This window comes from Aminobacter niigataensis (assembly GCF_946995915.1).
Taxonomy (GTDB): Bacteria; Pseudomonadota; Alphaproteobacteria; order Rhizobiales; family Rhizobiaceae; genus Aminobacter; species Aminobacter niigataensis.
This window is the reverse complement of the sequence record NZ_OX341517.1, coordinates 3,300,620-3,312,594: the sequence shown is the minus strand read 5'-3', so window position 1 is coordinate 3,312,594 and position 11,975 is coordinate 3,300,620. Positions and strand designations below refer to the sequence as shown.

9 protein-coding genes are annotated in these 11,975 nt (G+C 64.8%); 8 read left to right on the top strand and 1 reads right to left on the bottom strand.

Annotated features, from left to right (window positions below):
• Nucleotides 1–56: 56 nt before the first annotated feature.
• On the bottom strand, nucleotides 57–2,825 hold the full coding sequence (tssH, locus tag O1Y97_RS16135; protein WP_318764224.1) for a type VI secretion system ATPase TssH: 2,769 nt from the start codon (nucleotides 2,823–2,825) through the stop codon (nucleotides 57–59).
• A gap of 268 nt (nucleotides 2,826–3,093) precedes the next feature.
• Between tssH and tssA the strand changes: the two genes are divergently transcribed.
• From tssA to tagH, 8 genes are read left to right on the top strand one after another with little or no spacing between them, the layout of a single operon-like run.
• Nucleotides 3,094–4,257, top strand: a complete 1,164-nt coding sequence (tssA, locus tag O1Y97_RS16130) for a type VI secretion system protein TssA (protein ID WP_318761673.1) — start codon at nucleotides 3,094–3,096, stop codon at nucleotides 4,255–4,257.
• Between the two features lie 6 nt (nucleotides 4,258–4,263).
• The gene (tssB, locus tag O1Y97_RS16125; protein ID WP_108608125.1) at nucleotides 4,264–4,803 is read left to right on the top strand and encodes a type VI secretion system contractile sheath small subunit; all 540 of its coding nucleotides are present in this window, start codon (nucleotides 4,264–4,266) and stop codon (nucleotides 4,801–4,803) included.
• A 4-nt stretch (nucleotides 4,804–4,807) separates the two neighbouring features.
• Nucleotides 4,808–6,310, top strand: coding sequence for a type VI secretion system contractile sheath large subunit (tssC, locus tag O1Y97_RS16120; RefSeq protein WP_108608124.1), 1,503 nt, complete (start codon nucleotides 4,808–4,810; stop codon nucleotides 6,308–6,310).
• Between the two features lie 24 nt (nucleotides 6,311–6,334).
• Nucleotides 6,335–6,814, top strand: coding sequence for an Hcp family type VI secretion system effector (locus O1Y97_RS16115; protein ID WP_108608123.1), 480 nt, complete (start codon nucleotides 6,335–6,337; stop codon nucleotides 6,812–6,814).
• Between the two features lie 27 nt (nucleotides 6,815–6,841).
• The gene (gene tssE / locus O1Y97_RS16110) at nucleotides 6,842–7,561 is read left to right on the top strand and encodes a type VI secretion system baseplate subunit TssE (protein WP_183261166.1); all 720 of its coding nucleotides are present in this window, start codon (nucleotides 6,842–6,844) and stop codon (nucleotides 7,559–7,561) included.
• A 1-nt stretch (nucleotide 7,562) separates the two neighbouring features.
• Entirely contained in the window at nucleotides 7,563–9,437 is a 1,875-nt protein-coding gene (gene tssF, locus O1Y97_RS16105) for a type VI secretion system baseplate subunit TssF (RefSeq protein ID WP_318761672.1), read from the top strand.
• A complete protein-coding gene (gene tssG, locus O1Y97_RS16100; protein ID WP_318761671.1) occupies nucleotides 9,401–10,462 on the top strand; it encodes a type VI secretion system baseplate subunit TssG in 1,062 nt (353 codons plus the stop codon). The genes tssF and tssG overlap by 37 nt, the downstream gene beginning before the upstream one ends.
• Nucleotides 10,459–11,973: a type VI secretion system-associated FHA domain protein TagH gene (gene tagH / locus O1Y97_RS16095; protein WP_318761670.1), complete on the top strand. Its 1,515-nt coding sequence runs from the start codon at nucleotides 10,459–10,461 to the stop codon at nucleotides 11,971–11,973. Before tssG ends, tagH begins: the two co-directional genes overlap by 4 nt.
• The last annotated feature ends 2 nt before the right edge of the window (nucleotides 11,974–11,975 follow it).

Sequence of the window (11,975 nt, the reverse complement as noted above, 5' to 3'; positions counted from 1 at the left end):
CGACAGGGGCGAAGGTGGTGGTGGTTGGTAATAGCGTTCGGCGGGGACGTCCGCCCCTACCCAAATTCGTAGCTGAACCCCTCGCCTGACGCGCCGACGGTGACGCGCGTCAGCTTCTCGCCGTCGAGCGAGCGGTTGAGCACGCCGCGGCTCAATTCCGGCAGCAACGTGTTGGTCAGGATCGCATCGATCATGCGGCCGCCGGATTCGATCTCGGTGCAGCGCGCCTTGATCAGTTCCATCACGCCGTCGCCGATCACCAGCTCCGCGCCGTGGCTCGTCTGCAGCCGGCGCGCGATCTTGCCGAACTGGTGGCGGGTGATCGCCTCGATCATGTCGCCCGACAGCGGATAGTACGGGATGGTCACGACGCGGCCGATGAAGGCAGCGGGGAATACCTTGAGAAGTGGCGCGCGCAGGGCCGCGTCGAGGTTCTCGACCTTCTCGCGCAACTCGCCACCGTTGGTCTTGGCCATGATGACTTCCGAGCCGACATTGGAGGTGAGCAGGATCAGCGTGTTCTTGAAGTCGATCCGCCTGCCCTCGCTGTCGTCCATCATGCCCTTGTCGAAGACCTGGAAGAAGATCTCGTGCACATCCGGGTGCGCCTTCTCGACCTCGTCGAGCAGGATCACCGAATAGGGCCGGCGCCGAACCGCCTCGGTCAGGATGCCGCCCTTGCCATAGCCGACATATCCGGGCGGTGCGCCCTTCAGCGTCGAGACGGTATGCGCCTCCTGGAACTCCGACATGTTGATAGAGATCAGGTTCTGCTCGCCGCCATAGAGCGTTTCGGCCAGCGCCAGCGCGGTCTCTGTCTTGCCGACGCCCGAAGGACCGCAGAGCAGGAACACGCCGACCGGCTTTTCCGGAGCGCCCAGGCCCGCCCGGCTGGTCTGCACGCGCTTGGCGATCATCTCCATGGCGTGGTCCTGGCCGACGACGCGCTCGGCCAGCGTCTGCGCCAGCCGCAAGGCCTTTTCCGTCTGACTGGACAGCATGCGTCCGGTGGGAATGCCGGTCCAGTCCTGCACCACCGCCGCCACCGCGTTGCGATCAACCGAGAGCAGGATCAGTGGCGTCTCGCCCTGCGCCTCGGCCAGCACCGCCATCAATTCCCTGAGTCGGACCAGATCGGCGGCGGGATCGGTCGGCTCTTCGGCTACCGCTTCGGGCTCCGCAGGCTCGGCCTGAACCGCATCGTCATTGGCCGCAACCGGCTCGGCGTCGGCGGCGGGCTGTTCCTCCGGACCCGCCTCCGCGGCAACCGGATCGAGCGCCACGCCCTGGCCCCGTAGCCTGGCGCGCAACTCGAGAATCTCCGCGACGACCTGCTTTTCCTTGTCCCAGCGCGCCTGCGCGGCAGCGAGCGCCGCATCGGTCTCGGCCAGGCCCGTCTCGACACGTGCCTTGCGCTCGTCGACATCGATGCCGATTGCCGCCTCGCGGCCGATGATGCCTTGCTCGACCTCCAGCGCCTGCCGGCGGCGCATCAGGTCCTCGACCTCGCCCGGCCGCGAGTGCTGGGAGATGGCGACGCGCGCACAAGAGGTGTCGAGCAGGCTGACCGCCTTGTCGGGCAACTGCCGCGCCGGGATGTAGCGATGCGACAGCTTCACCGCCGTCTCGATCGCCTCGTCGAGGATTTGCACCTGATGGTGCTTTTCGAGCACGCCGGCGATGCCGCGCAGCATCAGGATGGCGGCCGCCTCGTCAGGCTCGTCGATCTTGACCACCTGGAAGCGCCGGGTCAGCGCCGGGTCCTTTTCGATATGCTGCTTGTATTCGGCCCAGGTCGTGGCGGCGATGGTACGCAACTCGCCGCGCGCCAGCGCCGGCTTAAGCAGGTTGGCCGCGTCGCCCGTGCCGGCAGCACCGCCCGCGCCGATCAGCGTGTGTGCCTCGTCGATGAACAGGATTACCGGTGTTTCGGAGGATTGCACCTCGTCGATGACGGCCTTCAGCCGCTTTTCGAACTCGCCCTTGACGCTGGCCCCGGCCTGCATCAGCCCGACATCGAGCATGCGCACGCTGACGCCTTCCAGCATCGGTGGCACGTCGCCTTCGGCGATGCGCAGCGCAAAGCCCTCGACCACCGCCGTCTTGCCGACGCCGGCTTCACCGGTCAGGATCGGATTGTTCTGCCGCCGACGCATCAGTATGTCGACGATCTGGCGGATTTCCGGGTCGCGGCCGACGACGGCATCGATCTTGCCGTCGCGCGCCCGCTGGGTCAGGTCGGTGGCGTATTTCGCCAGCGCCGACTCCCCGCCCGGTGCCATGCGCCGCGCCGTCTCGGCTGAGGGTGCCGTTGCTGCCGTGCCCGAGCCCTCCAGCGAGCCGTCGACCACGTCGGCGAAACGCGAGATCACTCCATCGGCATCGATCTTGTCGAATTCCGTGCTGATCTTCGACACCAGCCCTTCCAGCACCGGCACCTTCAGGCAAGCGAGGATGACATGGGCGCTACGCACTTCCTCGCTGCCGAATTCCAGCGTCGCCAGATTCCAGGCTTCCTGGATGGCGTGGAAGATATGGTCGGAGAACTCCTCGATCGAGGTCGCGCCATAGGGCAGCTTGTCGACGGCGCGTGTCATGTCGCCCGCCACGCGCGCGGCATCGACGCCGGCGTCGGCCAGGATCATCTGCACGTCCGAGCGATCCGAAAGCACCAATTGTTCAATGAAATGAACGAGTTCGACGTAAGGGTTGCCACGCAGCTTTGCCGCGTCGGCCGCCGCCTTGAAGGCGCGCAGGCAGGTGGGATTGAGCTTGCCGACCAGTTCCTTGCGCTTGAAGCCTTGGGACGACCTGCGCTGCTGCATGCCCTTGGGTTCCATGGAGTGTCTCCAATGCCCGGACTGCGTTCCCGATAACTTGCCACACAAACCGCGACTTGACAAAGCCGTGCGCGGCCTCGGCTGGCGGGCGTCAGCCCATGCGCCTGGAACGACCGTAACAATTCGCGCGACCGTGGTCACTAACGCTTAAGGGCTAGCTTCGTCCAACTTTGAGCGCTGCCTGAATTGTGCTAAACCAGAGTGGAGTGAAATACCGGCGACTTCCGTCCTTCAGTTTGGCGTGGGGGGGTGCGTGGTTGATCTTGCTCTCTGGCTCAACCCTTTGAACGGTGAAAACCCGTCGGGGGAAGATTTGCGCAACGATCCGCGCTTTCACGAGCTCGAGCGCCTCGCCGTCCCGCAATCCGATGTCGTCCACGACGAGCGCAACAGGCCCTCGGCGGAAGTCAGCATTCCCGTCGACTGGGACGTCGTTCTCGAAAAGGCCGACGAACTGCGCAACCAGGGACGCGACCTGCGGTTGCTGACGCTGGTCACCCGCGCCCTGGCCAATTCCCGCGGGCTCGCCGGGCTGGCCGAAGGCCTGATGCTGATAGCGCGGACCTTCGACGCCCATTGGGAAACGATGCACCCCGCCTTGCGGCCCAATGCGCCGCCACGCGACGCAGCCCTGCGCCGCATCAACGCCGTGCTCGACCTGCAGAACGGCCAGGAGGGCCTGCTCGCCGATCTCAGGAAGACGGTGTTTTTCGCCCCGCGCGGTTTCGGCCCGATCTCCGGCCGGGAACTTGAGCAAGGTGCGCTTGACGATCGCGTCATGCTGCAGGAAGCGGCCCAGGGACTGAACAACACCGAGCGGGCAGCGCTCTCCACCGCGCACGAGCAATTGTTGACCAGGCTGCGCAGCGCCTGTGCCGCGCAAGCCGATCAGGCGGGCGCCGCCATGGAGCAACTGGTCGCCGATGCCCGCGCGGCGGGCGCAGCACTTGCTGCCATCGACACGGCGCTCAACAAGCGCCTGGAAAGCACGGGGCCGACCGTTCCCGATCTCAAGAAGTTTCTCGACAGGATGCTGGCCACGCTCGAGCGTGGATCGTCCGCGCGCCCGACGCCCAACGGCGCGGCGAAGCCCGAACTCACCCAGGCAACACCAGTTGCAGTGCAGCCCAACGGTCACGCGCCGGAGCCGGTGGCCAACCATGCGGGACCGACCATGGCCCTCCCCGACCGCCTTAATTCTCGCGACGACGTCGTCAAATGCCTCGACCTTGTCGTTGCCTTCTACGACCGCACCGAACCGTCGAGCCCGATCCCGCATCTCGCCCGCCGCGTGCGCCGCATGGTGCACATGGATTTCGTCGAGCTGATGGAAGATCTCGCCCCCTCGGGGCTCAAGGAGTTCCGGCTCCTCGCCGGCGTAACCGACAAGAAGACGCCTCAGAAGGATGAAAGGTAGCCAAGCATGCCAGCCGAAAGCAAAGCTAAGGTCATCGAGCGAAATCGCGCACCGCGCGTGCAGATCGCCTATGACGTCGAGACCTACGGCAGCCCGACGACCATCGAACTGCCTTTCGTGATGGGCGTGATGGCCGATCTCGCCGGCTCGTCGCAGACCAAGGAGGCGCAGAAGACGGTCCTCGACCGCACCTTCGTCGAGACCGACGCCAACCGTTTCCCGCGCTTCATGGAAGCGCTTGGCCCACGGGTGAAGGCGCGGGTCAAGAACACCCTGCCCCAGGCCGAAGGCGCCGAGCGCGAGGAAGAAATGGCGGTCGACCTCACCTTCTCCAAGATGGGCGACTTTGCGCCCGACAAGATTGCCGAGCAGGTTCCGCAACTGGCCGAGATCCTCAAGATGCGCCGTCAGTTGGAGGAGTTGCTGGGCTTCATGGACGGTCGCGCCGACGCCGAAAAGCGCATCGCCCAACTGCTGAACAACGAGCCTCTGCTCGGCCAGATCGCCAGCCAGGCGCTCTCCGACAGCGACAAGGTCGAGGAATAGAGCCATGGCCGAACAGCAAAAGAGCCCAACGGTCGCCGAGGCAGAGGCCATCGACCTCGGTGAATTCAGCGACCTGCTGGAGAAGGACTTCAAGGTCAAGAAGGACGATAGCGAGAAGCTGCAACAGCTCGTCCGCAATCTCGCACTCGCCGCGCAGTCGCGCTCCGACACGACCACCATCTCGTCGAACGCGATCAAGTCGATCAAGTCGCTGATCTCGGGCATCGACAAGATGCTGACCGTCCAGCTCAACGAGATTCTGCACGCACCCGAAGTGCGCGAGATGGAAGGCACGTGGCGCGGCCTCTGGTACCTCGTCAACAACACCGAGACCGACCAGAAGCTCAAGATCCGGGTGATGAACATCTCCAAGGAGCAGCTGGCCGATACGCTGGAAGATTATGAAGGCCAGATGTGGGACCAGAGCCCGGTCTTCAAGAAGGTCTACACCGACGAATATTCGATGTTCGGCGGCGAACCGTTCGGCTGCCTGATCGGGGCCTACGAGTTCTCCAATCACCCGCGCGACGTCGGCTTGCTGCGCAACCTCTCCGGCGTCTGCGCCTCCGCGCACACGCCTTTCATCGCTGCGGCCTCGCCACGCCTGTTCCGCATGGACAGCTGGCAGGAACTGCCCAACCCGCAGGACCTGCAGCAGATCGTCTCCAATCCGGCCTATGCCTCGTGGCAATCGCTGCGCGAGAGCGAGGACGCCCGCTATATCGGCCTTGCCATGCCGCGCGTCCTGGCCCGGCTGCCCTATGGCGCCGACACCGTACCGGTGAAGGGTTTCGCCTTCGAGGAGGAGGTCCAGGGCGACCACCACAAATACGTCTGGATGAACGCCGCCTTCCCGATGGGCGTCAACATCAACCGCAGCCACAAGCTGTTCGGCTGGGGCACCCAGATCCGTGGCGTCGAGAACGGCGGCACGGTGATCAACCTGCCGGTGCACAGTTTCCCGACCGACGACGGCTCGGTGGCGATGAAGTGCCCGACCGAGGTTGCCATCGACGACCGGCGCGAAGCGGAACTCGCCAAGCTCGGACTGATGCCGATCCTGCATCGCAAGAACACTGATCTTGCCGCCTTCATCGGCGCCCACTCGCTGCAGGACGACGAGACCCGGGCAGGACGGCTGGTCGATCCGGATGCGCAGTCCAACGAACGGCTGAGCGCCAACCTGCCCTACCTGTTCCCGGTGTCGCGTTTTGCCCACTATCTCAAGGCCATCGCCCGCGACAAGGTCGGCTCGTTCAAGGAACGTTCCGACATGCAGATATGGCTGACGGAGTGGATCAACCGCTACGTGCTCGCCAATCCGGCCTTCGCCGACGACAAGGCCCGTGCCAAGCGTCCGCTGGCAGCGGCCGAGGTCCAGGTCGACAGTGTCGAGGGCCGGCCCGGTTACTATAACGCGCGTTTCTACCTGCGCCCGCACTACCAACTGGAAGGAATTAACGCATCGCTCCGGCTCGTGTCGGAGCTGCCTTCGGTCAAGTCCTGAACTGTTCAGTAACGGAGAGAGACAATGGCATCGGATGACGATCTCAGAAAAGCAACGAAGATCGACGGCTTCCTGAAGGTTCCTGACATCAAGGGCCCGAGCACCCGCGACGGCCACGACGAAGAGATCGAGATATTCAACGTCGCCTTCAACATGGTTGCGCCATTCGATCCCAATTCGCTTTCGCGCAAGGGCCGCGTCGCCCTGGGCACCGTAAGCTGCTCCAAGGACGTCGACATGTCGTCGCCCTACCTTGCCAAGGCATGCCATGAGAACAAGCAGTTCGACGAAGTCGTCATCTCTTGCCGCCGGACCATCGACGGCGAGACGAGCGATTATTTCGTCGTCACCATGAAGGAGGCTTCCGTCGTTTCCTACGGCTTCGGTGCCAGCACGACCAACAGTGACACGCTCGAGGACTTCGTGCAGTTCGCCTACAAGACGATCGAGCTGGTCTACGATACCGACCATACGCAAGAGATGAGCGTTGCAACCGGCTTGTGAGGCCCCGCATAGACGCCTTGGTGCTGCATGATGAAGGCCAGTGGAGTTCAGCAAGCAAGGCGAGAGGCGTCGCAGCCGTCGCTATGGGACCGGCTGGTAAACGACCTGCCGGGGCTGAGCTCGGAAATCGAGGGGCTGCGTCAGTCGTTGGACAACGAACTCGGCGGCGAGCGGGTAGATGCCCTGCTCGCCGGGACCGCGCGCCTGATCGATTCCGACCTTGACCTGACCCCGGATCACAAGCAGCGCCTGCATAGGCTGGTCTTCCAGAACCGCAACAGGGTCGAACTTGAAAGCCGGGGGATCGTCGTCTCCGCACGCGTGCTGCGCGAGGCGGTGCGTCGCGACATCGAAGCGCTCTTCAACACTGAGCGCTTCGAAGCCCTTCCGCTGCTGTCCGACCTCGAGGAGGAGCAGGTCTCCGATATCCGCTTGAACCTCGAAGACTTTCCGGAAGTGCGGCGCAGCGTGGTCAACTATGGCGTGCCGTCTTTCTCCGGCCGCTCGTCGCGCGATTTCGATCGCGATGCACTGGCCCGCGAAATCAAGACGGTTCTCGGCAATTTCGAGCCGCGCCTGAAGGAAAGCGCGACCAAGGTCACCGTCACCCTCAACGACAAAAGCATGGGTATCAAGATCGAAATCGACGGGGTCCTGATCATGACGCCTACGCCGGAACGGCTGCGGCTTAGGACCACGATCAACCTCGACAACGGCTTGGCGCGGACCGAATACGGCGAGGCATAGAATGGATCGGATCTTCCTGGAGTATTACGAGGAGGAGCTGACCCACATCCGCACGCTTGCAGCGGAATTTGCCGACATGCATCCGGCGGTCGCGCGCAATCTCTCGCTCGACACCGCACCTTGCCCGGACCCCTATGTCGAGCGCCTGCTGGACGGCGTCGCGTTTCTGGCGGCGCGCACCAGGCTGAAGGTCGATGCCGAGCGCTCCAGGTTCGCGCGCAGCGTGCTCGAGGTCCTCTATCCCGACCTGCTGTCGCCAACGCCGGCAACGGCCATGGCGGTGCTGAAGCCGGGGCAGCAGGTCCAGACGATGAATGCCGGTCACCTCGTCAAGCGCGGCACCCGCCTCGTATCGAGCCTGCAGCCGGGCCTTTCCACGCGCATGACCTTCACCACGGCGCAGGACGTCACGTTGTGGCCGCTGGAAATCGCTTCGGTCGGCTACTACCAGGACCGCAGTGCCCTTGCAGCCGCCGGCATAACGGCGCCCGCCGGTGTCGCCAGCGAAGCCGCGCTCCGCATCACCATTGCCCGCACCGGCAAGGGCAAGCTCAGCGAACTGGCGCTCGATCGGCTCGACCTGCATTTTGCCGGCCGCACCAAGGCAGCCCTCTTGTTCGACACGATCTTCGGCGTCTGCACTGCTGTCGGTGCGCGCCAGGCAGGCAAGCAGGGCAGGCTCGCACCTCTGCCCGAGCCGCAAATGGTCGGCATAGGCGACGCCGAGGCGCTGATGCCCCGGACGCGTCCGACATTCGAGGGTTATCGTCTCCTGCGCGAATATTTCATGATGCCGGAGCGTTTCCACTATGTCCGTGTCGCTGGACTCCAGCCAGTCATTCGCAGCTGTGACGCCGGCCTCGACATCATTTTCCTGCTGCGGCGGGCGGCGCCGGAACTCGCCGATCTCGCGCCTGCCGATTTCGAGCTCTTCGCCACCCCGCTGATCAACCTGTTCGAACGCGAGTGCAACGTCATCGAACTCGACGCGCGGCGGACCCGGCAGGTGCTCTACGCCGATCGGACGCGGCCGCGCGATTTCGAAATCTATCGCATCACGCATGTCGAGGATGCCGAAGCCGAAGGTGCCGATGCTGAAATCCCGGCCCTGTTCAGCCTCGGCCAGAACAGGGGCAATGGCTGGGTCTATTCGACCGAGCGCCGGCCTCGCCGCGCGACGGAGGATGAGCGGCGCGAGGGGATGACGCGCACGACCTACACTGGCGACGATGTTTTCCTCGCCATTTCGCGGCCGGTGGGCATGCCTACGGGCCGGACGCTCAAGCGTATCGAAGTCACCGCGCTTTGCACCAACAGGGATCTGCCGATCCTCGACGACAATCCGTCACTGTCGCTGGAAAGCGGTGACCCGGTCGAGACGATCAGGTTGCTCGGTGCTCTGCGTCCCCCGCAGAATTCCATTCCTGCCGCCCTGCCCGCCGGCGCAGACGCGGAATCCCGTGCCGACGAACTGGCCTGGCGGCTCGTCGCCCAGCTGTCGCTCAACTTCCTGAGCCTTGCCAAGGACGGGCGTGGCGTCGATCCATTGCATGCGCTGCTCGACCTTTATGCCGACCGTGGCGATCCGGTCCTTGGCCGCCATGTGCGCTCCATCGTCCGCATAGACTCGCAGCCGGTGGTCGAGCGGCTGGCGATTCCGGGGCCGATGTGTTTCGGCCGCGGCACCGAGGTCATGCTCCACGTCGACCAGTCCGTCTTGTCAGGGCAGAGCTCGCTTCTGCTGTCCGCCTTGCTGGCCCGGCTGTTTGCCCGCCATGCCGGCATCAACGGGTTCGTGCGCACCCGCACCCGACTGCTCCAGAGACAGGAGGACGTGCCATGGCCGATGACGCCCGGCAACCGCTTCCTGATCTAGAGGCCTCCAGCGTGCCGGCCGACAGCTACGATTTCTTCGAGCTGCTGCGGCAACTCGAACGCGACAACCGGCTTTTCGGCCACTCCGGGCGTCTCGATCGGGAGCCGGCACGGCTCGGCCAGCACGTGCGCCTCGGCTTTTCCACCCAGGACGTGGTCAAGTTCCAGCCGGCCACTGACAAGTCCCCGGCGCGCGTCACCGTCGCCAATCTCGGTCTGCTCGGACCTGAAGGACCGCTGCCGCTGCACGTGACCCGCTGGGTGCTCGACCGGCTGTCGCAACGCTGGTTTGTCGGCGCCGACGCGCATCAGACCAGCGACACGACATTCGTCGATTTCGTCAACATCCTGCAGCATCGGATGATTGCCCTTTTCTATCGCGCCTGGGCGGACGCCCATCCCGGCGTGCAGGTCGAGCGTGCCGTCGGCGGCCGTGTTCGCTCGATGATGGAAGCCATGGCCGGCATCGGCCTTCCCGACACCCACAATGCTGCCGATCCGGATCTGGATGCGGTCAAGCTGCGGCAGGCCGCGGCCCTTGCCAGCCAGGTCGACGGGCCGGAGCGGCTCACCCTGTTCGTCGCCGAAGCCTTCAATGTACCTGTCCGGCTGAAGGAGTTCGTTGCGTCATGGTTGGAGATCCCGGCCGCGTTGCAGACCAGGATTGGCCAAGCCAGCGCAGCACTTGGCAGGAGCGCGACCATCGGGCCGCGCAGCTTCAGCCGCCAGAACCGGGTCGAATTGCGCATCGGACCGCTCGACTTCGAAACCTACCGGGCATTTCTGCCCGGCAGCAAAAGGCTGGTGGTGCTGAAGCGCGCCATCCGCGACCTCCTGGGCGAGTTGCTGGACGTCGATCTCCGCATCGTTTTGGCGCGCAAGGAGGTTCCGCCGGCGCGCCTGGGCTCCGCGCAGCTCGGCCGAACGGCGTGGCTTGCGCCCCCTGCGGAAAGAGACGATGCTGAAGACATGCGCCTGCGGACAATCGTCGGCTGGCGGCCAGAAATGGCGGGAGTCGGGGCATGAGCTTGCTCCTCACGCTTGAGCAGGGACCGCGCGCACAAGCGGTGCGCCAGTCCCGGCTGGACAAGGGTGAACTGGTGATCGGTCGCAGTCCTGAGGCGGGCTGGCAGATCGACGACCCCGACATGTTCGTCTCACGTGCCCACTGCCGCATAACAGCCGAAGAAGACGGCTATTTCGTCATCGACACGTCGAGCAGCGGCCTGTTCATCGACGATGCCGGCGCCCCGCTCGGATCAGGCAATACGGCGCGCCTGCGGCACGGCATGCGGCTCCGGCTAGGGGACTATGTCGTCGCTGTCGAACTGCAGCCTTCAGCCCAGCCGTCGGCGCAAAAATCATCGCCCTCAAGGACGTCCACACCTCAACCGCCGCAACCAGCGGCGTCGCGTGTGCCGGCCAGCATGGGCAGCGACGATTTCTTTTCGCTCAAGACCGACGAGGAGCCGCAACGGCCGCGCCCCGCCGAACTGCCCAATCCGTTCGAGCAGCCCCAAGCTGGAGCCTTCCGCGCCTACGAACGTGGCGACAAATCCGAACGCAGTTCGCCGGCATTCGACGACCCCTTCAGCCTCGATCCGGTGTCCACCCCGGTGGCGAACGGGCATCCGGACGAAGCCAGGAACGGCACCTCCGCCTTCGCCGACCCGTTCGGCTTTGCATCCGTCGAAGCTCCACCTGCAGCAAAGGAGCCGGCGCGCCAAGCAGAGCAAACGTTCGATGCCGGATTCGATCTTCCCTCTCCGCCGATAGAGGCTGCGCATGAGTTGCCGGTCAGCGAGAAGCCGGACAGGGCGAAAGAGAATGCGCAAGAACACATGGCTTCCGCTCCCCCCTCCCGGGATGTGCCGCCACGTCGGGTCGACGCGCCACCGCCTCCGCCTCCGTCGCTTCGTGCCCGCGAGAGATTGCACGCAGCCCCGCCACAGGCTGCCCTGCCATCCGACAGCGCCCTTCGCGCCGCGTTCCTTCGCGGCATCGGTCTCGATCAGGGCGAGGCTTCAGGCCGGGACCCGATTGCCGAGATGGAGAAGTTCGGTCGTGAATACCGCTTGATGCTCGAAGGCCTGATGCAGCTGCTGCGCAAGCGGGCCGAGGAAAAAGGCAATGCCCGCATCGAGCAGACCGTGGTCGGCTCTTCGGAAGTGAACCCGCTCAAGTTCCTGCCCACCGTGGACGATGTTCTGGCAACCATCCTCGCCGAGCGCAGCCCCGGCTTCCTCGCCGGCGAGCCGGCGATTGCCGACGCCATCCGCGACCTCGCCCACCATCATGTTCGTGCCTGGCGCGGCCTGCAGGGTGCGCTGCGCCGTATGATCGATCGCTTCGATCCCGTCGCACTCGAAGAGGAGCTGAAATCGAGTTCGTCGATCGAGACGCTGCTGGCCGGCGGCCGCAGTGCGAAGCTCTGGGATCTCTACAAGAAACGCCATCGCGAAATCGCCGTGAGCGCCGAGACGCGCTTCATGGGTGAGATCGGGGCCGATTTCCGCAACGCCTATGAAGAGGAGTGACG

Coding starts and splice junctions, on each gene's coding strand:
- tssH (WP_318764224.1), bottom strand. CDS start 2,825: ATGCAGCAGCGCAGGTCGTCCCAAGGCTTCAAGCGCAAGGAACTGGTC.
- tssB (WP_108608125.1), top strand. CDS start 4,264: ATGCCAGCCGAAAGCAAAGCTAAGGTCATCGAGCGAAATCGCGCACCG.
- tssC (WP_108608124.1), top strand. CDS start 4,808: ATGGCCGAACAGCAAAAGAGCCCAACGGTCGCCGAGGCAGAGGCCATC.
- O1Y97_RS16115 (WP_108608123.1), top strand. CDS start 6,335: ATGGCATCGGATGACGATCTCAGAAAAGCAACGAAGATCGACGGCTTC.
- tssE (WP_183261166.1), top strand. CDS start 6,842: ATGATGAAGGCCAGTGGAGTTCAGCAAGCAAGGCGAGAGGCGTCGCAG.
- tssF (WP_318761672.1), top strand. CDS start 7,563: ATGGATCGGATCTTCCTGGAGTATTACGAGGAGGAGCTGACCCACATC.
- tssG (WP_318761671.1), top strand. CDS start 9,401: ATGGCCGATGACGCCCGGCAACCGCTTCCTGATCTAGAGGCCTCCAGC.
- tagH (WP_318761670.1), top strand. CDS start 10,459: ATGAGCTTGCTCCTCACGCTTGAGCAGGGACCGCGCGCACAAGCGGTG.